The organism is Micromonospora sp. DT201 (assembly GCF_049841575.1).
GTDB lineage: Bacteria > Actinomycetota > Actinomycetes > Mycobacteriales > Micromonosporaceae > Micromonospora.
The window spans coordinates 26586-48357 of record NZ_JBNCKP010000024.1 but is presented as its reverse complement, the minus strand read 5'-3'; the positions used below and the strand labels follow the sequence as shown (position 1 = coordinate 48357).

The 21772-nt window shown below is 71.2% G+C and carries 19 protein-coding genes; 10 read left to right on the top strand and 9 right to left on the bottom strand.

The features are described 5' to 3' along the window. Position 1: 1 nt before the first annotated feature. Genes ACLQ28_RS29405 through ACLQ28_RS29395 form a run of 3 tightly spaced genes read left to right on the top strand, consistent with a single transcriptional unit; the run spans position 2 to position 2582 of the window. Positions 2–793: an ABC transporter permease gene (locus ACLQ28_RS29405; protein ID WP_425689505.1), complete on the top strand. Its 792-nt coding sequence runs from the start codon at positions 2–4 to the stop codon at positions 791–793. Then, positions 790–1911 (top strand): sensor histidine kinase, encoded by a 1122-nt coding sequence (locus tag ACLQ28_RS29400; RefSeq protein ID WP_425689504.1) that lies wholly within the window; start codon positions 790–792, stop codon positions 1909–1911. The genes ACLQ28_RS29405 and ACLQ28_RS29400 overlap by 4 nt, the downstream gene beginning before the upstream one ends. Positions 1912–1937: 26 nt before the next feature. After that, a complete protein-coding gene (locus ACLQ28_RS29395) occupies positions 1938–2582 on the top strand; it encodes a response regulator (RefSeq protein ID WP_425689548.1) in 645 nt (214 codons plus the stop codon). A 399-nt stretch (positions 2583–2981) separates the two neighbouring features. Here ACLQ28_RS29395 and ACLQ28_RS29390 read toward each other — a convergent pair whose 3' ends face one another. Both ACLQ28_RS29390 and ACLQ28_RS29385 read right to left on the bottom strand, forming a co-directional pair. Then, the gene (locus ACLQ28_RS29390; protein ID WP_425689503.1) at positions 2982–3437 is read right to left on the bottom strand and encodes a type II toxin-antitoxin system VapC family toxin; all 456 of its coding nucleotides are present in this window, start codon (positions 3435–3437) and stop codon (positions 2982–2984) included. Next, positions 3427–3666: an AbrB/MazE/SpoVT family DNA-binding domain-containing protein gene (locus tag ACLQ28_RS29385; protein WP_425689502.1), complete on the bottom strand. Its 240-nt coding sequence runs from the start codon at positions 3664–3666 to the stop codon at positions 3427–3429. The genes ACLQ28_RS29390 and ACLQ28_RS29385 overlap by 11 nt, the downstream gene beginning before the upstream one ends. Positions 3667–3912: 246 nt before the next feature. Between ACLQ28_RS29385 and ACLQ28_RS29380 the strand changes: the two genes are divergently transcribed. Both ACLQ28_RS29380 and glgB read left to right on the top strand, forming a co-directional pair. Continuing rightward, the gene (locus ACLQ28_RS29380; protein ID WP_425689501.1) at positions 3913–6048 is read left to right on the top strand and encodes a maltotransferase domain-containing protein; all 2136 of its coding nucleotides are present in this window, start codon (positions 3913–3915) and stop codon (positions 6046–6048) included. Beyond that, the gene (gene glgB / locus ACLQ28_RS29375; RefSeq protein WP_425689500.1) at positions 6036–8138 is read left to right on the top strand and encodes a 1,4-alpha-glucan branching protein GlgB; all 2103 of its coding nucleotides are present in this window, start codon (positions 6036–6038) and stop codon (positions 8136–8138) included. The genes ACLQ28_RS29380 and glgB overlap by 13 nt, the downstream gene beginning before the upstream one ends. A 13-nt stretch (positions 8139–8151) precedes the next feature. Here the strand turns inward: glgB and ACLQ28_RS29370 are convergent, their stop codons facing one another. Continuing rightward, a complete protein-coding gene (locus ACLQ28_RS29370) occupies positions 8152–9192 on the bottom strand; it encodes an App1 family protein (RefSeq protein ID WP_425689499.1) in 1041 nt (346 codons plus the stop codon). Between the two features lie 156 nt (positions 9193–9348). On the opposite strand from ACLQ28_RS29370, the gene ACLQ28_RS29365 reads away from it, so the two are divergent. From ACLQ28_RS29365 to ACLQ28_RS29350, 4 genes are all read left to right on the top strand, one after another. Beyond that, the gene (locus tag ACLQ28_RS29365) at positions 9349–10968 is read left to right on the top strand and encodes an ArnT family glycosyltransferase (RefSeq protein ID WP_425689498.1); all 1620 of its coding nucleotides are present in this window, start codon (positions 9349–9351) and stop codon (positions 10966–10968) included. 52 nt (positions 10969–11020) lie between these two features. Beyond that, positions 11021–11818, top strand: coding sequence for a peroxide stress protein YaaA (gene yaaA, locus ACLQ28_RS29360; protein ID WP_425689497.1), 798 nt, complete (start codon positions 11021–11023; stop codon positions 11816–11818). A gap of 106 nt (positions 11819–11924) precedes the next feature. Next, a complete protein-coding gene (locus tag ACLQ28_RS29355; RefSeq protein WP_425689496.1) occupies positions 11925–12638 on the top strand; it encodes a hypothetical protein in 714 nt (237 codons plus the stop codon). Between the two features lie 73 nt (positions 12639–12711). Further along, positions 12712–13683 (top strand): TAXI family TRAP transporter solute-binding subunit, encoded by a 972-nt coding sequence (locus ACLQ28_RS29350; RefSeq protein WP_425689495.1) that lies wholly within the window; start codon positions 12712–12714, stop codon positions 13681–13683. A 10-nt stretch (positions 13684–13693) separates the two neighbouring features. Here the strand turns inward: ACLQ28_RS29350 and ACLQ28_RS29345 are convergent, their stop codons facing one another. The 3 genes from ACLQ28_RS29345 to ACLQ28_RS29335 all read right to left on the bottom strand — a co-directional run bounded on the left by ACLQ28_RS29345 (position 13694) and on the right by ACLQ28_RS29335 (position 16192). Next, positions 13694–15130, bottom strand: a complete 1437-nt coding sequence (locus ACLQ28_RS29345; protein WP_425689494.1) for a sensor histidine kinase — start codon at positions 15128–15130, stop codon at positions 13694–13696. A 9-nt stretch (positions 15131–15139) separates the two neighbouring features. Beyond that, a complete protein-coding gene (locus ACLQ28_RS29340; RefSeq protein WP_425689493.1) occupies positions 15140–15796 on the bottom strand; it encodes a response regulator transcription factor in 657 nt (218 codons plus the stop codon). Between the two features lie 84 nt (positions 15797–15880). Next, positions 15881–16192, bottom strand: a complete 312-nt coding sequence (locus tag ACLQ28_RS29335) for a hypothetical protein (RefSeq protein ID WP_425689492.1) — start codon at positions 16190–16192, stop codon at positions 15881–15883. A gap of 113 nt (positions 16193–16305) precedes the next feature. Here ACLQ28_RS29335 and ACLQ28_RS29330 point away from each other — a divergent pair, with 113 nt between their 5' ends. Further along, entirely contained in the window at positions 16306–16644 is a 339-nt protein-coding gene (locus ACLQ28_RS29330) for a DUF952 domain-containing protein (protein WP_425689491.1), read from the top strand. A 90-nt stretch (positions 16645–16734) separates the two neighbouring features. On the opposite strand, the gene ACLQ28_RS29325 is transcribed toward ACLQ28_RS29330, so the two are convergent. From ACLQ28_RS29325 to ACLQ28_RS29315, 3 genes are all read right to left on the bottom strand, one after another. Continuing rightward, complete coding sequence (locus ACLQ28_RS29325) at positions 16735–18492, bottom strand: CDP-glycerol glycerophosphotransferase family protein (protein WP_425689490.1); 1758 nt, start codon at positions 18490–18492, stop codon at positions 16735–16737. A 225-nt stretch (positions 18493–18717) separates the two neighbouring features. Next, a complete protein-coding gene (locus ACLQ28_RS29320; RefSeq protein WP_425689489.1) occupies positions 18718–20838 on the bottom strand; it encodes a DUF6077 domain-containing protein in 2121 nt (706 codons plus the stop codon). A 124-nt stretch (positions 20839–20962) separates the two neighbouring features. After that, positions 20963–21562: a TetR/AcrR family transcriptional regulator gene (locus ACLQ28_RS29315; RefSeq protein WP_425689547.1), complete on the bottom strand. Its 600-nt coding sequence runs from the start codon at positions 21560–21562 to the stop codon at positions 20963–20965. Positions 21563–21772: the final 210 nt, after the last annotated feature.

Genomic DNA, 21772 nt, shown 5'->3' with positions numbered 1-21772 from the left:
CATGCCTTCCGTACTTTCGAACGGCCGCTCCCGGGGCTACATCGAGGTCCTCCAGCTGATCCGACAGAAGGACGCGGTCATTTTCACGTTCGCGTTCCCGGCGCTACTCACGATCCTGCTCGGCCTGATCTTCGACACGCCCGTCATGCCCGGCTCGCAGACCACCCACAGCCAGGTCTTCGCCGCCGGCATGATCGCCTACGGCATCCTGTCCACCGCTTTCATCAGCATGGGCATCGGCATCGCCGTCGACCGCGGGGACGGCACCCTCAAACGCCTGCGGGGTACGCCGGTCACCGCCGGCGCCTACTTCCTCGGCAAGATCGTCCTGGTCTTCTTCGCCGCCATCTTCGAAGTTGCGCTGCTGCTGCTCGTCGGCGTGCTGATGTTCGACCTGCCACTGCCCGTCGACGTCTCCCATTGGGTCACGTTCGCCTGGCTGATGATGTTGTCGGTGATTGCCTGTACCCTGCTGGGCATCGCCGCGAGTTCCCTGGCCAGTTCGGCCCGCAGCGCACCGGCGGTGCTCAACCTCCCCGTCCTCGTCCTGCAGTTCACGTCCGGCATCTTCGTGCACATCGCCGCGCTGCCCTCGGCGATGGTCAACGTCTCGGCGCTGTTCCCCGTCAAGTGGATGGGGCAGGGGTTCCGCTCGGTGTTCCTGCCCGACGCCCTCGCTTCGGAGGAGGTGGCAGGCTCATGGGAGCCCGGCAGGACCGCCCTGGTGCTGCTCGCGTGGTGCGCGATCGGCCTGGCACTGAGCCTGCTGACGTTCCGATGGTCGCGCCGGTGAAGCTCTCCCTCTGGGATCTGCTCTACGTCGTCGTGGTGGGCGCGGTCGTCGGCTTCATGCTCGTCGACCGGGCCCCCGGCGTCCTGAGCGCTCCGGCCGCCTCGATCCTGCTCGTGCTCTGCCTCGCCTGGTATGCGGCGCATCGCCGGTTGCTGCTCGCCGCATGGCTTTTCGCCACCGTCCTTGGCTTGCTGCACCTCACCGCCGTCTGGCTCGACCACACCGCATCGTTCGCCCTGTTCGCCTGGGGGGCGATGTTGTTCGCGGCGCTGCCGTTGCGGTCCGCGATCGCCGCCGTCGCGGCACTCGATCTGCTGCCGATACCGATCGCCCTGCTCCGCGACGGCAGTCTGGCCAAGGTCCACGGCTTGGTGCCCCTCACCGTGCTCGGCCTCGTGTTCGCCGTCGTAGCCGGCACCACCATCAGCCGCATCACCGCCCAGAACGACGAACGCGCAGTGATGATCGCCGAGTTGTCCGCCAGCCGCGCCGAGGTCGCCCGTCTCTCCCACGAGGCTGGCGTCGCCACCGAACGGGCCCGCCTCGCCGCTGAAATCCACGACACCCTTGCCCAGGGCTTCACCAGCATCATCACTCTCGCCCAAGCCGCCGAAACCACAACTGACCCGGCTGCCGTCCACCACCGCCTCACGCAGGTCGCCGACACCGCTCGCGAGAACCTCGCCGAGGCCCGTGCTCTCGTCGCCGCCCTCAGCCCCGCCGACCTGCACACGTCCGGCCTCGGCGACGCCGTGCGTCGGCAGCTCTCCCGGCTCGCGTCGCAGACCGGGATCCGCACCGCCTGTCACCTCGACCAGCGTCTTGCCGACCTGCCGACCGCGTCGCAGGTCGTGCTGCTGCGCTGTCTGCAGGAGGCACTCACCAACATCCGCAAACACGCGAACGCCACCACCGTCGACGTTCAGCTCACGACGACCGGCACCGGCGTCATGCTGAAGGTCGTCGACGACGGCGTCGGTTTCACCGCTCCTGCGCCGGACGCCGTCTCCGGATTTGGGCTCGCCGGCATGCGCCAACGGGTCGAACAAGCCGGCGGCGTCTGTAGCGTCGACAGCCGCCCCGGCACCGGCACCACCATCAAGGTCGAGCTCTCATGACCCACGCGACCCGCACCGGAGCTGCCATGATCCGCATTCTGCTGGTCGACGATCACCCCGTCGTCCGCGACGGCCTGCGCGGCATGCTCGTCGCCGAACCCGACCTGACCGTCGTCGGCGAGGCCGGCTCCGGCGACGAGGCCGTCACCGCCGCCCACACACACCACCCCGACGTCATCCTCATGGACCTGCGGATGCCCGGCCTCGATGGCCCCGGCGCCACCGACCGCATCCTTGCCGCGCTGCCACAGACCCGGGTCGTCGTCCTCACCACCTACGACACCGACGCCGACATCCTTCGCGCCGTCGAGGCGGGTGCCTGCGGGTACCTGCTCAAGGACGCCACTCGCACCGAGCTGACTGCCGCCATCCGCGCCGCCGCTCGCGGCGAAACCGTCCTCACCCCGTCCGTCGCCGGCCGCCTCGTCGAGCAGGTCCGCAACCCGGCCCGCCCCGCCACCACCCCGATCCTCTCGGCCCGCGAAGTGCAGGTCCTGTCTCTGGTCGCCACCGGCCGCACCAACGCCGACATCGGCCGCATCCTGCACATCACCGAGGCGACCGTGAAGACCCACCTGCTCCGCGCCTTCAACAAACTCGACGTCAGCGACCGCACCGCCGCGGTCACCACCGCAATGGCCCTCGGCGTCCTTCCCCCGGCACACCCCTGACCTGCTCCATCGCCCGTCTCATCTCGCTACCCAAGGCGGACGCATCAGGTCGCTTATCGATGAATCGCATTACAACGCGGTGACTGGGCGACCCGGCGACCCACCGGCAGTTCGTTCACCGCCGGCCCGTCGCGCTCATCGCAGGATCCCCACCACAAACAGCACGAGTACGACCACCGCGATCGCGATGCCGTAGGCGTACTGCCGCCGGGTGAGCGGTGCCCGCGTCGGCTGCGGCGGACCGGGCACCCGATCTCCGTCCGGTTGCGGAGGCCGCGCGTGCCAGCAATGGAGCACGCGGGCGGCAGCGGCCCATCCGGCAGACGCTCGTCCAACTGTGCCTTCTCGCGCGGCGGGACTGGCCTGGCAGCAGACCGGCCGACGACGGACCGGCGGCGGTCAGTTGTCTGGTGTGTTCAGCTTCAGGGTCGGGAAGTACGTGCGGTATCGCGACCCATCACGGGTCAGCAGGTGGTATCGACAAACGGCCGCATGCGCGCCGATGTAGAAGTCGGCCAGCGGCGACCGCTTCGCGCCACCCAGTTTCCGATACCGCGCATAGGCCTTACCCGCGAGGAATCCCGCCTGGTACGGAAGCTCCTCGCGCAGGAAGTCCCCCGCCGGCAACGCCTCGTCCAGCTCTTCGATGCGGTCGAAACGGACCGACACCTCGGCGTACACGATGGGGTTGATCACCAGGTTGCCCGCGTCGCGGGCCTCGGCCAGTGCGGTCCCGGACCAGTCCGCCCACTTGGGGTCATCGGTCAGGATGTCCAGCAGGACGTTGGTGTCGACCAGGGTCGTCGTCGCGTCCGGTGGGCGGGGAGGCAGGGCGCGGAGCCGGTCACTCGCCACGCAGCATCTCCATCAACTCCTCGGTGGACATGTGCTCGGTCTCCTTGGCACCGCCCCGGCCCCGCATGTGGCCGACGAGACGCTGGCCCCGGGTTTCGGCACCGTGGACTCGAACGATGCGGAGGGCGCCGCCCTCCTCAACCACATCAACCTCGTCGCCCTCATGCAGGTTGTATTGGGCCCGCAACGCCGCCGGAATGGTGACCTGGCCCTTGCTATTCAACCGCATACCCACCCCCCTGTCACGTGTCACATATGATACGCGACACTGATCCCGGCGCAGCACACATGGAGAGCCTGGCTCCGCACAACTTCGGGGAAGTTGCTGCGTCGACGACGTCTTGAAGCAGCAATTTCACCGAAAGTGCGCGGATCTTGACTCACTGCCCCGGTCTTGGCTCGCGGCGCCGGGGGCGAGGGACGGACCAGGGTGCTTGACCGCGCGCGAACGGATCTCGCGCAGTAGGTTGGCGGGGTGACTGGACGGTTCCCGATCGAAGACGTCTCCCCCGTCGTCTCGTGCGGGCGATACCCGGCAAAGGCGGTGGTCGACGAGCCGATTCCGGTGTCGGCGCGCGCCTACCGGGAGGGGCACGACGCACTGGGCTGCAACGTGGTGTGGGCCGGCCCGGATGGAGCGAAACGCCCCTTCACCCGGATGCGCCCCGGCGAACCCGGCCAGGACCGTTGGCACGCCACCATCCGGCCGGACGCCGTCGGCCCCTGGACCTTCTCCGTCGAGGCGTTCCAAGATCCATACTTGACCTGGCAGAACGCGGTGACCAAGAAGATCGCCGCCGGGCAGGGGCCGGCCGACCTGGCCAACGACATCGCCGAGGGCGCTCGGGTGCTCTCCGCCGCCCGGGACCTCGTCCCGACCGCCGACCGGCCCCGGGTCGCCGCGGCGCTCACCGCGCTGCTCGACACCGACCTGCCGCTGCCGCAGCGGGTCGAGGAGGCGCTGGCCCTGGCCGACCTGCTCTGGGAGCACCCGGTGCGGGAGATGATCACCGCGGCTGACACGTACTCCCTCTGGGTTGACCGCAAGCGGGCGCTCTACTCGGCCTGGTACGAGTTCTTCCCCCGCTCCGAAGGAGCGGTGGGGGACGTCTCCGGCACCTTCGCCACCGCCACCGAGCGGCTGCCCGGCGTGGCCGCGATGGGCTTCGACGTGCTCTACCTGCCGCCGATCCACCCGATCGGCCGGGTCAACCGCAAGGGCCGCAACAACGCGCTCACCGCCGGGCCGGACGACGTGGGCTCGCCGTGGGCGATCGGCGCCGCCGAGGGCGGCCACGACGCCATCCACCCCGATCTGGGTACGCCGGCAGACTTCAGGGCCTTCATCGGCGCGGCGGCGGCCCAGGGCCTGGAGGTGGCGATGGACCTGGCGTTGCAGTGCGCGCCGGACCACCCCTGGGTGACCGAGCACCCGGAGTGGTTCACCACCCGGGCCGACGGCAGCATCGCGTACGCGGAGAACCCGCCGAAGAAATACCAGGACATCTACCCGGTCAACTTCGACAACGACCCGGAGGGCATCCGGGCCGAGGTGCTGCGGGTGGTGCTGCACTGGATCGGCGAGGGCATCCGGATCTTCCGGGTGGACAACCCACACACCAAGCCGTTCGACTTCTGGCACTGGCTGATCGCCGAGGTGAAGAGTGTCGATCCGGACGTGTTGTTCCTGGCCGAGGCGTTCACCCGGCCGGCCATCATGCACGGGCTCGGCAAGATCGGCTTCACGCAGTCGTACACCTATTTCACCTGGCGCACGACGGCGGCCGAGATGCGGGCGTACTGCGAGGAGTTGATCGAGGCGGCCGACTACATGCGGCCGAACTTCTGGCCGAACACCCCGGACATCCTGCACGAGTCGTTGCAGCACGGCGGCCCGCCAATGTTCAAGATCCGGGCGGTGCTGGCCGCGCTGCTCTCCCCGTCCTGGGGCCTGTACGCCGGTTTCGAGCTGTTTGAGCACGTGGCCCGCCCGGGCGCCGAGGAATACCTGGACAACGAGAAGTACGAGCTGCGCCCGCGCGACTGGGCCGGCGCCGAGGCGCAGGGCCGCTCGCTGGCACCGTTCCTGGCCACCCTCAACCGGGTACGCCGCGACAACCCGGCCCTGCACCAGCTCCGCAACCTGCGCTTCCACGAGATCGACAACCCGGCACTGCTCTGCTGGTCGAAGCACGACGCGGAGACCGGCAACACCGTCATCGTGATCTGCTCGTTCGACCCGGGCGTGGTGCAGTGGGGCAACACCACCCTCGACATGCCGGCGCTCGGCTTCGACTGGCACGAGCGGTTCACCGTCCACGACGAGCTGACCGGCACCAGCTACGACTGGGGTCAACGCAACGCGGTCCGGCTCGACCCGTACCTGCAACCGGCGCACGTGCTGACGGTGCGCCGCCCGACCCCGCCCGCCGAGCCGCAGCCGGCGGGCTCCGAGCCGGCCGACCTCACCGTCGCCGAGGTGCCGGACGACCTCTCCGGCGGCACCGCGCCGACGACCCCGGCCACGGTGGCGTCCCGCCTGGCCGCTGCCCGCTCGTCCCGCTCCGCGCCGACCGCTCCCGCCCCGAAGGACGCCCGATGGACCAGCTGATCTCCGGCGCGACGCACGACCCGCACGCCCTGCTCGGCGCGCACCCCACCGGCTCCTCGACGACGATCCGCACGATGCGCAGGGGCGCCGGTGACGTGGTGCTGCTCGTCGGCGACGAGCGGCACCCGATGAAGCGCGTCCACGACGTCGGCGTCTTCGAGGCGCAGGTCGACGGCACCGTGCTCGACTACCGGGTGGAGGTCGACGGCACCGCCCACGACGACCCGTACCGCTACCCGCCGACCCTGGGCGAGCTGGACCTGCACCTGATCCGCGAGGGCCGCCACGAGCGTCTGTGGGAGGCCCTGGGGGCCCGCGTCTTCGACGAGGGCGTCGCGTTCAGCGTCTGGGCACCAAACGCCCGCGGAGTCCGGGTGATCGGCGACTTCACCGGCTGGGCGCCCGACGACGGCTGGCCGATGCGGTCGCTCGGCTCCAGCGGAGTGTGGGAGCTGTTCGTCCCCAACGCCCGGGTCGGGGCCCGCTACAAATACCGCGTCCTCGGTGCCGACGGGCAGTGGCGGGACAAGGCCGACCCCCTGGCCGCGTACGCCGAGGTGCCGCCGGCCACCGCGTCGGTGGTGCACCACTCGACCCACCGGTGGTCCGACGCGGACTGGCTGACCAGGCGGGCCGAACGGCAGCCGCACCAGGAGCCGATGAGCGTCTACGAGGTGCACCTCGGCTCGTGGCGGCCCGGCCTGGGCTACCGCGAGCTGGCCGAGCAGCTCACCGCGTACGTCACCGAGTTGGGCTTCACGCACGTGGAGTTCCTGCCCGTGATGGAGCACCCGTTCGGCGGTTCCTGGGGCTATCAGGTCACCGGCTATTTCGCGCCGACGTCCCGGTTCGGCAACCCGGACGACTTCCGCTACCTCGTCGACCAGCTGCACGCTGCCGGCGTCGGCGTGATCCTGGACTGGGTGCCCGCGCACTTCCCCAAGGACGAATGGGCTCTCGCCCGCTTCGACGGCACCCCGCTCTACGAGCACGCCGACCCGCGCCGCGGCGAACACCCCGACTGGGGCACCTACGTGTTCGACTTCGGTCGAAGCGAGGTGCGTAACTTCCTGGTCGCCAACGCGCTCTACTGGTGCGACCAGTTCCACGTCGACGGGCTGCGGGTCGACGCCGTCGCCTCGATGCTCTACCTGGACTACTCCCGCGAGCACGGGCAGTGGGCCCCCAACCAGTACGGGGGTCGGGAAAACCTGGAAGCCATCGCGTTCATGCAGGAGGTGAACGCGACCGTCTACAAGCACCACGCCGGCGTCGTGATGATCGCCGAGGAGTCCACCGCCTGGCCGGGCGTCACCCGCTCGACCGATGACGGTGGGCTGGGCTTCGGGTTCAAGTGGAACATGGGCTGGATGCACGACACCCTGCTCTACACCTCGAAGGACCCGATCTACCGCCAGCACCACCACCACCAGCTCACCTTCTCCCTGGCGTACGCCTGGAGCGAGAACTACGTGCTGCCGATCAGCCACGACGAGGTGGTGCACGGCAAGGGCTCACTGGCCGGCAAGATGCCCGGCGACACCTGGCAGCGGCTGGCGAACGTGCGGGCCCTGCTGGCGTACATGTGGGCGCACCCGGGCAAGCAGTTGCTCTTCATGGGCAGCGAAATGGCCGACGACCGGGAGTGGAGCGAGGAACGCGGCCTCGACTGGTACCTGCTGCACGACCCGGCCAGGGCCGGTGTGCAGCGACTCGTCGCTGACCTCAACCGGGTCTACCGGGACACTCCGGCGCTCTGGGCACAGGACACCGAACCAGCCGGCTTCCGCTGGATCGCCGGCGACGACGTCGCCAACAACACCGTGTCGTTCGTCCGGATCGCCCCGGACGGCTCCACGCTGGTCTGCGTGGCGAACTTCTCCGCCCAGCCGCTGCACGACTACCGGATCGGCCTACCGGCCGGAGGCACCTGGACCGAGGTGCTCAACACCGACGCGCAGCACTACGGCGGGTCCGGGGTGGGCAACATGGGCGCGGTGCACGCCGAGGACGTGCCCTGGCACGGCATGGTCGCCTCCGCCGCCCTCCAGGTCCCCCCGCTCGGCGCCGTCTGGCTCCGCCAGGGCTAGGTGCCGGGGAGCGTCAGACCAGGCCGGCGTCGCGCAGCAGTTGCCACAGGCCGGCGCCGTCCGGCGCGGAGAGCCACTTCTGCCCCACCGGCCCCGACGACGGCCGACCGGCCGGGGCGGGCAGGGTGCCGGCCAGCACCGACTGCGTCGGGGACAGCCGGCGGATCGCCACCCCGGCGACGTTCTCCGGGTGGGCGGCGGCGAACTCCCGGTAGATCTCCTGGTCGTGCTGGCCGTCGTCGCCGACCAGCAGCCAGCGCACCTCGGGGAACTCCCGGGCCAGCCGGGCCAGCGTGGACCGCTTGTGCTCCATCCCGCTGCGGAACCAACGGTCGGCGGTCGGGCCCCAGTCGGTGAGCAGCAGCGGCCCGGCCGGGTAGAGGTGTCGGGACAGGAACCGGGTCAGGGTGGGTGCCACGTTCCACGCGCCGGTGGAGAGGTAGAAGACCGGGGCGCCGGGGTGCGCGGTGACCAGCCGCTCGTAGAGCACCGCCATGCCGGGCACGGCGGCTCGGGCGTGCTCGTCGAGCACGAACGTGTTCCATGCGGCGAGCAGCGGCCGGGGCAGCGCGGTCACCATGACCGTGTCGTCGATGTCGGAGATGATGCCGAACTTGACCTCCGGGTCGAGGATGCGCACCGGCGCGTCGACCGGATCGGCGTCCGGGACGCTGAGCCGGACCGTGCCCCAACCGGGTGGCAGGTCGGCCTCGACCAGGGTGTCGACGAAGCCGCTGCGGTCGGCCTGCGTCTCGTGCCGCACCCCGCCGGCCTCGATGGTCACGGTGACGTGCTTGTTGGGCAGCGTGGTGAAGCTGCGCCAGCCGCGGACCTTGTCCAGCCGACCCCGCTGGCGGGTGTCCGGACGGCCCAGCAGCACCCGGCACATCACCCGCACCCAGCCCGGCGCGCCATAGCCGGTGTACGCGACGATGTTGACCCGCCAGCCGGTGCGCCGCAGCCGGCGCTGGACGAGTTGGTGGACGGCGTCCTCGATCCTTGCAGCTCGGTGCAGGTTCGGAACGGCCAACTGACCGGCGGGATTGGGTGGCACGCGCCAACCCTGCCACACGTCGACAGTCACGGCCACGCGAGCCGGCCCCGGCTGAGCCGGCCGGGGCCGGCCGGGCCGGGCCGGGCTGAGCCGATCGACCTCGGCGGCCCCGCCAGACGTGAAACACTCCGTCGGGACGACGACGGGGGCGTGGTCGTGTCACATCCTGAGCAGCACCGTGGGCGATGGCGTCCGCGACTCGACCGGCCGGCGCTCGTCGCGCTGCTGTTCGGGCTGGCCGGCATCGGGTACCGGCTGGTCCTGACGCTGTACACGGTGCCGGTGTCGAACAGCGACGAGGCGACCTTCGGCCTCGCCGCGCTGCACATCGGGCAGGGCCGGGAACGCCCGATCTTCCTGTACGGCCAGCACTACATGGGGATGTTGGAGTCGTACCTGGCCGCTCCCCTGGTGGCGGTGGCCGGGCCGAGCTGGCCGGTGCTGCGGCTGCCGATGCTCGCGTTGTACGCCGTCTTCCTCTATCTCATCTACCGGCTGACCCGCCGGCTCTGCACCTCCTGGTTCGCCGTCTTCGTCGTGGGCCTGCTCGCGCTCGGGGCAGAGCGAGTGGTGCGCGACCAACTCACCGTGGTCGGGGGCCGGCCCGAGGTGAAGCCGGCGGTGCTGCTGATGCTGCTGATCACCGTGGGGCTGGCCGCCGGCACGATCCGCCACCGACGGCTCGCGGTCGGCCTGTTCGGCCTGCTCGTCGGCTTTGCCGTCTGGTCGGACTGGCTGATCCTGCCGTACCTGGCGGTGGCCGGGCTCGCCCTGCTGTGGGCGGTGCGCAGGCAACTGCTCGGCTGGTCCGGCCTGCTGCTGGTGGCGGGCGCCGTCGTCGGGGTGGCGCCGATGATCGTCGACAACCTGCGAGCCGGGCCCGGTGCGGACTCGCTGTCGGTGTTCCGGGAGATCAGCACCAAGGCCGGGCCGCTCCCGCCCTGGTCCGAGCGGATCCGGGGCGGCCTGCTCGAAGGGGTGCCGCTGGCGCACGGGCTCTGCCAGGTGGACGGCTGCGGACGCTGGCAACAGTGGTTCGGCGTGCTGTACCCGGTGCTGCTGGTGGCCGGCGCAGTGCTCGCGGTGCTCGCGTACCGTCGCGCCGCCACGGGGCCGCGCGGGGAGCGGGCTGGGCCGGTGGTGCAACTCGCGCTGGTCGCCGGGGCGGCGTTGACCCTGCTGTCGTACGTGCGCAGCCCGCTCGCCGCGACCAGCCCACTGGACAACGCCCGCTACCTGTCGGTGCTGCAACTGTCCCTACCGGCAGTGCTCTGGCCGCTCTGGGTGGCAGCGATGGCCTGTTGGCGGGGCACGGTCGGCGCGCTCGGCCGGCTCACCGGCGCGCTGTCCGCCGTCGTGCTGGCCGCGCTGACCGCGACCACGCTGGTGATCACCGTGCTTTTCGCGACCACCGGCACCACTGCGTCGCGGATCGAGGAACGCCAGGCCCGGGAGTTGGCCACCGCGCTGCGCGCCGACGGTCCCCACGAGGTGTACGGGGACTACTGGACCTGCAATCGGTTGATCTTCAATACGGATGAGAAAGTGGTCTGCGGAGTGCTCGACGGCAACCTGTCCCCCGGGCAGAACCGCTACCGCCCGTACTGGCGGCAGGTCGGGCAGGCCCAACGGCCGGGCTACGTGGTGGAGGTCGACTCCCCGATGGATCGACGGCTGCGCAAACTACTCGCCGACCGGGCCGACTCCGCACCGGTACGAGAGGTCGGCGGCTATCGCGTGTACCACCCCGACACCCCGGTGCGGCCCTGGCGGTAACGGCGGGTCGTACGCTGGCCCGGCCGCCGTTCCGCCCGTCGAGGAGAACCAGATGCTCATCCTGCTGCCCCCCTCGGAGGGAAAAGCCGACGCCGGCACCGGGCGACGCTGGGCCCCGGACCGGCTCTCGCTGCCCGAGCTGAACCCGGCCCGCGAGCGGGTGTTGGACGCCCTGATTGCGCTGAGCGCCGAGCCCGACGAGGCGGCGGCACGGGCGGCGCTCGGCCTCAGCGAGGGGCAGCGGGGCGAGCTGCGCCGCAACGCCCGGCTGCGGGAGGCCGCCACCGCGCCAGCCGAGCGGCTCTACACCGGGGTGCTCTACGAGGCGCTGGAGTTGGCCTCGTTGCCCGCTGCGGCGCAACGGACGGCCCGCCGGTCGATCCTGATCAGCTCCGGGCTGTGGGGCGCGGTCCGACTGGCCGACCGGATCCCCCCGTACCGCTGCCCGATCGGCGCTCGCCTGCCGGGCGTCGGGGCGTTGTCGGCGTACTGGCGCAAGGAGCTGGTGCCGGCGTTGGACGCCGCTGCCGGCCGGGGCCCGGTGCTGGACCTGCGCTCCGGCGCGTACGCGGCCACCTGGACGCCGCGCGGGGAGCTGGCCGAGCGGACCGTCACGGTGCGGGTGCTGCACGAGCGGGAGGTCGACGGCGCCCCGGTCCGCTCGGTGGTCAGCCACTTCAACAAGGCGACCAAGGGGCGGCTGGTCCGTGACCTGCTCGTCGCCGGTGCTCGCCCGCGCACCGCCGCGGAGTTGGTCGGCACGCTGCGGGAGCTGAAGCACACCGTCGAGGAGCAGGCCACCGCGCCCGGGCGGGCACGGCAGGTGGACCTGGTGGTTACCGACCTGTAGCGGCGGGGCAGCCGCAAGATTTGCTCAAGGCTGGGCCGGACCAGTTCCGTAACGGCGACCCAGGGGCCACGGTAGGGAAACCCAGACCCCGACAAGGGAGTTTCCGTTGACCCGCCAAACCGCTCTGCTCGAGAGACCCGGCACTACGGTGCCGCCACCCCCGCTGGACTGGCTGACGCTGGGCGACGCGTTCGAGGCCGCCTGCCTGCGGCGCTGCACACCGCCGCCGACTGCCGCCCGGCCGAGCGCGGTACTCGCGGCGTACGCACCGGTGGAGTTCGACCGAGAGGACGCCGCGCAGCGGATGCAGCAGTTGCTTGCCCGGCTGGACATCCCGGTCACACACGAGGTGGCCATCGGCGGCCTGCGCCGCCGTTACGAGTTGCATCGCCTCTGGGTGCCCCAGGAGCACCAGGACGCGTACACCCGGATGTTGCACGCGGGCTGGTGGCAGGGGCGGCGAGAGCTGCTCAGCGGGCCGCATCCCGGTGCCTCGCCAGCGCGCCGACGGTCGGCGTCGCGCCTCGCGGCGGCAGCCTGGCGTTCGGCGCTGCTGGCCGCCGGGCGGCACGTCCGCCGGCACATCCTCGGCGTGCGGTTCACCGACCGGGAGTTGGCCGCGGTGCTGATCCGCAGCGCCGCCGTGCTCGACGTGCCGGCCCGGCTCCGCCCGGGCACCGGATGCTTCCTGGTCAGCGTGGCCGCCGGCCCGGACCGGGCGCGGATCCTGAGCAGCGCGGCGATGGAGCCGGCGCGCGGGGCAGCGCCGGAGCCGGCGTGGGGCCAGGCCGTGCCGCAGGCACGCCGCCCAGCCTGCTGATCGATGCGCGGGCCGGCACCCACCCGGCACACCACCGCCCAGGAGCTTGCGCCCGCCGGTCCGACAGCGCACAGTGCACCGCGTGAGTCGTATCTTGTCCAGCCGACCGGGCCGCCACCGCCCGGGGACGGCCGCCCTGTTGGCGATGCTGCTGACCGCGACCCTGAGCACCGCCGGCTGCCGGGACGCCCCGACCGAGCCGACGACGATCCGGATCGCCACCGGCGGCCCCACCGCCGTCTACTACGCGTTCGGACAGTCCCTCGCGGCCATCCTCAACCGGGAACTGCCCGATGTCCGGGCCAGCGTGGTGATCACCGCCGCCTCCGCGGAGAACGTCCGACTGATCGAGTCCGGTAGAGCAGAGCTGGGCTTCACCCAGGCCGACGTGCTGCCCACCACCACGGCGGAAAACCCGTCGGTCGAGGCCATCGCCCGGGTGTACGACGATCAGCTGCACCTGGTCACGACGGGCGGCGGTCCGATCCGGACGATCGCCGACCTACGGGGCCGCCGGGTCTCCGTCGGCGCAGCCGGATCGGGCACCGAGGTCACCGCGACTCGGCTGCTGGAGGTCGCCAACCTCGGCGGCGACGGGGTGCAACGCCTACGGCTCGGGCTGGACGCCTCGGTGTCCGCGCTGCGCTCCGGTGCAATCGACGCGTTCTTCTTCTCCGGTGGCCTGCCCGTGCGGGGCATCACGGAGTTGGCCTGGCGCAGCGCCACCCGGATCGTGGACCTCAGCGAATGGACCGAGCCGCTGCGCTCCCGCTACGGCCAGGTCTACGTCTCCCGGGACATCCCGCGCTCGGTGTACGGAGTGGACGCCGTGACCACAGTGGCCGATCCGAACTACCTGGTCGTCCGAGCCGACCTGCCGGAGCAGTTGGTCCGGGACGTGACCCGGCTGCTGATGGAGCGCCGAGCCGAGCTGGCCCTCGCGCATCCGGCGGCGGGGCGGATGAGCCCTCGCTCGGCGATCGTGACCGCGCCGCTGCCGCTGCACCCCGGGGCCGCCGCCTGGTACCGCGCGGCGAAACCCTGACGGCTGGGCGTTACCGCGCCGAGCTGGGCAGGAGGTCGGCCGGCCGCTCGTCGTCCACGGGCTCCACCGAGGGGTCGACCTCCGGCGCGGGAAACCACAGGGCGGCAATCAGCCCGCGCGGCTCCCCCAGGCGCATGGTGAGCCGCCCGTCGGACGCGTCCACCAGCACGGCGGCGATGGTCAGGCCGAGCCCCGCGCCGTCGACGTTCTGCGCGTCCGGCGCCCGCCAGAACCGTTCGGTCGCCTGACCGAGCTGACTCTCGGTCATGCCCGGGCCGGAGTCGCGCACCTCCAGAGCCACCCCGTTGTCCCGGCGGGCCACTGTCACAGTGACCGCACCACCGTCCCCACTGAACTTCACCGCGTTGTCGATCAACGCGTCCAGCGCCTGGTCGACGGCTGTCGGCACCGTCTGTGCGTACGCCGGGGTGTCGGTCGTGTCCAGCCGCAGCGCGACCGAACGGTGCCGGGCCAGCGGCGCCCACGCGGCCACCCGGGACGCGGCCACCGCTGTGGCGTCCACAGTGACCCGCTCGTTCTCCTCCCGTTCGGCACGGGCGAGGGTGAGCAGCGCGTCGAGCACCAACGCCAGCCGGTCCGTCTCCTCCAACGCCAGCCGGTGCTCGGATCGACCGTCCTCGTCGGTGAGGCTGGGGCCCAGCTCTTCCACCCGCAGCCGTAGCGCGGTGAGCGGATTACGCAACTGGTGGCTGGCGTGCGCGACGAAGGCACGCTGCCGGTCCATCACGTCGGACACCACGTCCGCCATGTGGTTGAAGCTGGCCGCGAGGCGACGGAGCTCCGGCGGACCCAGGCGGTAATGCACCCGGGCGCCCCGGTCGCCCTCGGCGATCTCGTGGGTGACCGCGTCCAGCTCGGTGACCGGCCGCAGCACCCAACCGGCCAACCCGAACGCGGTGAGCACGCAGGTCAGCACGGCGAGCAGACCGGCGAGGGCGAGCAGCAGCCACCACGCGGTGACCACCTGGCGGATCGGGCCGCCAGGGGTCACGATCACCACCGCGCCGAGCACCTCACCACCGTCGCTGATCGGCACCGCCACCACCACCGGGCCGCTCGTCCACGGCCAGATCGACTCGGGGGTGCTGGTCTGCTGCCCCGACAGCGCGATGTCAAGGACCGACGAGGTCACCGGGCCCGGCTGCCACCGCGGCGTCGCGACCGGGGTGCCCCGATCCCGGTCGACAACCGCGGCGCCAAGCCCATACAGGTCGTCGTAGCTGACCAGCTCCGACTCGATCGGGCCCGGCCCATCGTCGCGTAGCGCCGGCCCGGCCAGCGAGGCGAACCGGGTGGCGTCGGCGAGCCGATCCGCACGGACCTGTTCGGTTTCGCGGCTGGCAATGCTGGCCGCCAGCGGTGTCTCCAACGCGATGAGGACGAGCACCATCAGCAGTAGGTAGATGAACACCAGTCGCCGACGCATGTCAGCCCCTCACGCGTCACGCAGCCGGTAGCCGACGCCACGGACGGTCTCCACCAGGCGGGCGTCGCCAAGTTTGCCGCGCAGCGAACCGACGTGCACCTCGACCGTGTGCCGGTCGGCCCAGGTGGTGCCCCAGGCGTCGAGCAGGATGCGGTCGCGGGGCACCGCCACCCCGGGCTGGCGGGCCAGCGAAAGCAGCACGTCGAACTCCTTGCGGGTCAACGTGACAGCACGACCGTCCACTGTCACCGTCCGGGCGGGCACGTCGATGTGCACCGGCCCGGCCTCGATCCGGTGCCGCTCGGGTGCGGCGTTCGTGGCCCGGCGCAGCACCGCCTCGATCCGGGCCTGCAACTCCACCATCGAGAACGGCTTGACGACGTAGTCGTCCGCGCCGAGGCGCAGGCCCAGCACCCGATCACGTTCCTCGCCCCGCGCGGTCACCGCGATGATGCCGAGCTGAGTGCTACGCCGACGCAGCTCCCGGCACAGATCTGTGCCGTCCCCGTCGGGCAGGGTCAGGTCGAGCAGCACCAGGTCGCACGGGGCGGCGCTGAGCGCGGCGGCGACGGTGGCCGCATGCTCGACCTCGTACCCACGACGGGTAAGGGCGGAGCAGAGCGCAGCGGCCACTCGGCGGTCGTCCTCCACCAGCAGGATCCGCACCCGTGCCCCCGTCCGTCGCAGCCGTTCTGCGAATGGTGGCAGAAGCGTGCGCGAAGCGGGAGACCCCTACCCGCCTTGGGCCGGTTACAGGCCGAAGACGTCGTCGGCGGTGGCATCCCGGACACCGTCGGTGAAGCCGCGGAAACCCGGGTCCTCGTGGCTGGCCGGCACTCTGGTGACGGTGACCCCGCCAGCCTGGGTGACCGCGTCGACCAGGGGCGGAAAGTCGATCTCCGCGTCCTGGAAGGCGTCATCGTCCGCCTCGGCCAGGTTGATCACGTGTTGTACGTCATCGGACGGCGTGTCCGGGTCTTCGGCCCACTCGCCGCCCGCCCGGTAGCACTCGTCGTACAGCGCACGCTGGCTGTCGGTCCAGTCGTCGTCGTAGCTCTGCATCGCCCATCCCTCCGCGGCCCTTGACCTGAGCATGCCCGCCGGGGGGCGACGGGCGCGGCGGTACCGACGAAAACCGGGCGAGCGCGCCAGCAGCACCCCCGTAGGCTGCCGCTGTGATCTACAAACTGCTGTCGACCACAGAATGGGACGACGCCCTCGCCGCCGGTGCCTTCGCCGGCACACCGGTGGACCACGAGTCCGGGTTCATCCACCTCTCTGGCGGCGACCAGGTGGTGGAGACGGCCCGCCGGCACTTCGCCGGGGCGACCGGGTTGACCCTGCTCAGCGTGGCGGAGGAGCGGCTGGGCGACGCGCTGCGCTGGGAGCAGTCGCGGGGCGGGCAACTCTTCCCGCACGTGTACGGCCCGCTGCCGGTCGCGGCGGTGGCGGCGGCACAGGCGTTGCCGGCGGACACTCCGGCCGCCGACGCGGTGGCCGCCCTGCTGGGCTGACACGTTCGCGCCCGACCCGAGAGGTGTCGGGCCGGGCGCGATGCCGTTCGCGATGCTCAGCGGCAGAGCTGGTGATGCCGTTCGCGAGGCTCAGCGGCAGAGGCGGTCGATCTCCTCCTGGAACCGGTCCATCGGGTTCGCCTCGGCGGGGCCGAGCAGGTAGGTCTTCAACTCCCGGCGAGCCTCGGTCATCGGGTCGTCGCCGGCCCGGGTCACCGCCACGATCTTCTCCAGCTCGCCGCAGTCCTTGGAGAGCAGGTACGCGGCCCGAGCCGTCGGGTAGTCACGGCGGAAGTCGTCCTCGGACAGGCCGGCCGGGTTGGCCACCACGTACGGACGTTGGCTCTGCACGAAGTCGGAGACCACACTGGACACGTCGCTGATCAGCAGGTCCGTCTGGTTGAAGCAGTCGAACAGCGCTGGCGTACGGCCGGTGACGACCAGGTGTGCGGTGCCGTCCAAAGAGGACGCATTCGGGTTGCCGTCAGCGGCGCGGATGGCGGCGACGACCCGTTCGTGCACTGCCCTGGCCGCCTTGGACCGTGACCCGGTGAGCGGGTGCGGCTTGTAGATCAGACGCACTCGGGGACTCGCGGCGAGCATCCCCTTGACGATCCGCTCACCCATCAGCACCAGTGAGGTGTGGTACGGGTCGTCGTCGAGCCAGCCCTCCCAGGTGGGGGCGTAGAGCACCGTGAACGGCCGGTCCACCGACTCGGCGCCGAAGGTGTGCACCCCGGCGAGCTGCGGCCGACCGATCTCGACGATGTCCGAGTCGAGCACCCCCACACCGGCCCGGGCGTAGCGCTCCCGGCCGGCCAGGCCGGCGACCCAGACCTCGTCGTACACCTTGCTGTACGGGTTGACGCTTGCCTGCTTGTCGCTGTCGCCGTGCCCGACGAAGACGTGCTTGGTGGTCGGCTCGCGGAGCATGTGGATGTTCGCGCCGACATTCGCCGCGTAGAGCGCCGCACGGATGCCGCTGAGTTCGAGGTTCATGAAGTCGACCCCGGTCGGTACGCAGATCACCGGCAGCCGGGTGTCGGCCAACTCCAGGAACGCATCCCGGCTACGCAGCAGCACCACCGCGCGCTGCTGGAGCGCCTCGGTCGGGGCGAGCCACATGTTGGCCTGGTAGACATCCTTGGCCGGGCCGGCGAAGTAGAGCGCCACCTCGGGCCGGTAGGTGTCCAGCCAACGCTGGACGGCGGGCAGCAGCGGGCCCTGCCCCGCGCCCCGGCCCCGAAGCCAGGTCAGCGCGAGGATGGCGCCCACCACACCGGTCGCCGCGACCCCGACCGCGGCGGCGACGAAGAAGGGCGTCGGATGGTGCTGCACCGCGGCTGCCACGGCGGCCGGCACCAGCAGCAGGTTGAGCAGCGGCATCCGGTCGCCGGCGACCGCCGCCGCCCAGGCCGGCGGCTGGGGGACAGCGTGCAGCGGACCCAGGTCGATGTTGCGCACCATGGCGGAGAGCGGGTTACGACGCTCGATCATGATGGAGAACGCCCCGGCGAAAACCGACACGACCCACACCGCGGCCGGCAGCACCAACAGCAGCGTCAGCTCGCCGCCGCTGAGCCGAACCTCGGCGGCGACCAGCAACACGGCCGCGAGATCGCGGGTCAACTGCCGGTACGACCAGTGCAGGCCCACCTTCTCCAACAGCAGGTGTGACGGCTGCGACCAGCGGGCGACGGCGAACTCGCCGATGATGGCGGCCAGCCCGGCGACGGCGAACAGGCCGACCCAGCCGAATACGCCACCGACAAGCATGACCAGGTAGGCCAGCACCAGCAGCGCGGCGCTAGCGGCCACTCCGATGCGACCTGAGAACGTGCCGAACAAACGAGTTCGCTCCCTACGAGATTCGTTGCGGGCTGCGCCCGTGATGGACCGACGTCACTCCCCGTCCCGCAGCGGTCCCCCGCGGCCAACTGCGCGTGACTGCGACCTTAACGCGAAGGGACAGCTCGGTGCCGCTCGGGTATCCGGCATCATTTCGGTCAAAGTTCCGCAACTCTGTGCGCCGGGCACCGCCGCAGCGTCGGGCTGCTTGGCGGGGTAGAGCGCTCAGGCGACCCGCCGGAAGCAGACCATCGCCCCGGGCGCCGGGCGCGTGGCGAACTCCTGGTAGCCGAGCTGTGGCGCGGTGTCGCGGGCGTACTGGTTGCCCTTGTAGACGCAGATGGTGCCCACGTCCACGCGGTTCAGCGCTGGCGCCAGCTCGGCCGGCGCCGGGGCGGTGGCACCGTCGGCGAAACCGGCGAGGAGCAGCCGGTCCTTGCCGAACTGGGAGTTGAGGTCGTACTCGACGAGGTAGAAGTCACGGGGCAGGACGACTCGGACCTCACTGGTGACGATCGGCGAGGTCCGCATGATCGTCTTCGGGGCGAGCAGCATGCCCTGCGGGCGGTCCAGCCCCTTGATCCAGAACGCGATCGCCTGACGCTGCTGCGGAAGCTTCCAGGTGGGGTGGTCGTACACGTCAACCCAACTCTTTGCCGACCACATCGGCGTGGCGAACAGCGCGAACGAGGCGACCAGCAGCACCGCGATCCCGCCGGCTGCCGCGCGGCGCAGCGCCGGTGTCGGTGCCGGCACGCGGACGGTACAGAGCAGACCGATGAGCGTCGGTAGGGCGAGCAGCCACGGCACGCGCCAGAGCACCACCGAGATGCCGCTCAACGCGCTCATCACCTCCAGCACACCGGGCACGAACATCACGCTCAACGCCAGGGTGGCACCGGCGGCGAGCAGCGCAGGCGTACGCCGACGGGCAAGTAGTGGACCGCACCACAGCGCCAGGCCGCTGATCACCCCGACCACACCGAACAGCAGGGTCCGCTGGTAGGTGTAGGCAGCGTTGTAGAAGTCGTCGTCCGCGCCGGCCGCGGTCATCCCGCCGAGCACGAGGCGGGAGACCACCAGCGAGCCGATCGGGTACGCGAGGGCGGCGACGGCAGCCACGATGGCGGCCTTCCACCGGCCGACCAGCAGCATGGCGAAGCCTGCGGCGCCGACCAGCATCGGCAGGATGATCGCCGCAGTGTTGGTGAGACCGATCGCGGTGATCGAGAGCGCCACGATGAGGAACAGGCTGCGCCGCGACCGGGTGTCGAACCACTCGGTCAGGTAGAGCCACATCAGCGGGATGACCGCCGAGACGAACACGCCCTTGCCCTCGTGGAGCCGCAGGAGGTGGAACGTGCCCAGTGCGGCGTCACTGCCGGCAACGAGGTACAGGTACGCGATTGCCACGGTGAAGGCGAGCAGCGGGCGGCGCGGGGCCCACCGGTGCGTCAACCGCCAGAGCGCCAGCACCGCGAGCACCGCCATGATCGGCAGCAGCACGTACCAGAGGGCCGAGCTGGCGTGGATGCCGACGACGTTGGCGAACGCGCCGTCGAAAACCTCGATCGACGGGATCGGCGGCTGCGAACCCATCGCCGGAAGCACGTTCTCGGAGAACAGGAAGTCGTTGAGGGGGACCAGGTCCCGCTCGGCGATCCAGACCGACTTGCCGACGTAGTAGACGTCGTCCGGGGTGTTGCGCGCCATGAAGAGCGAGGAGATGCCGACGAGCACCGAGACGGCTAGCGCGTACGCCGACTGCCCCGCGGTGGGCGCCGGAGCGGCCGGGGTGGGCACCGGGCCGCTGAGCCAGAGCTGGCGCACCAGCCGGATGCCACCGATCGCCGCGAGCAGACCGCTCACCGCCGGGATCCACCAAGGGAGGCTGGCATCGGTCCCGGCTGCCACACCGGCGGTGATGGCGGCGACGGCGGCAGCGACCAGCACCCCGATCAGGAAGCGGCGGTCGACGGTGGGCTGCGGGCCCGTCGGTGCTACCCGCTCACCCTCGGCCGGTGCCGCCTCCTCGCTGGCGGCCGGCGTGCCGGCGGACCGGCGGCGGGCGCGCAGCAGGGCCACGACCGCGAGCACCGCACAGGCGACCAGCCAGATCTTGAAGGTCACCGACGGACGCAGATCCCCCAGAAAGGCCACGTGGTAGAGCACGGTGAAGAGCGCGAACGCGATCACAGCACCATCGGTGAGCACCGCGGGGAGGACGGCCACCAACGCGCGTACCCCGGACACCCCGGTGCGGCGGCTGGTGGGCCGCTGTGCCGGCTCGGACCGCCACGGATCCGAATCGGCGGGCGCTACGGCGATGCTGTCGACGTTGGCCACGGGCGTCCTTACTCGTCAGGCGGATGAGGGTTTCGGCGCGGTGACAGCCAGGTGTCAAGGGGGCAGCCTAGCGGAATTGGACTGCGGAACCGCTGCTGCGGGCGTCGGAGCGTCGGGTGCCTGATCAACCCGAGATCGGGGCGACCTGAGGGCGGAGCAGGGCGCTGTCGGCGCCGAGCCCGGCGGCCACGGATTCGACCAGGTTGTCCAGGTAGCTGTCGGTAAGCGGGAGGCGGGCGATGGCGAGCCGCCAGTAGAGCGGGCCCACGATGAGGTCGATCGCCGCGTCCAGGTCGGTGTCGGCGGGCAGCTCCCCGCGCTGCACGGCGCGGGTGACCAGGCGACCGCCGATCTCCTGTTGGCGGGCGTGCAGCACCTGCCGCAGGGTCGCGTCGATGGTGGGGTTGCGAGCTGCCTCAGCCAGCAGGTCCGGGATGATCTGCGACGCCAGCGGATGGCGCAGCGCGTGCGCCACCGCCTGGAACAGCAACGCCAGGTCGCCGCGCAGGGTGCCGGTATCGAGTGCCGGCAGCTTGCCGTGCGCCGCCGCGGCGACGATCTCCAGCACCAGGTCGAGCTTCGAGCCCCACCGCCGGTAGATTGCCGTCTTGCTGACGCCGGCACGGCGAGCCACCGCCTCGATGGAGAGCCGGCCGTAGCCGACCGCGGCGAGTTCCTGCATCAGCGCACGCCGGATGGCCGTGGTGATCTCGCCACGCAGCACTGCCGCACCGGCGGGGGCGCGCCTCTTCTCAGTCGTCACCAGGGACTCTTCTCGCAGGTCACGCAGCCCAGCGTAGCGCAACGACGATACGGTTGCGTCCCGACGTGTTTCGGACTACTGTCCTCGCAGCGACGAGGCGGCGCCCCGCGCACTTTTCCCACTAGGATTCCATCGTCGCGAGCCACCCGTCTGCACGAAAGATCGGAGTGC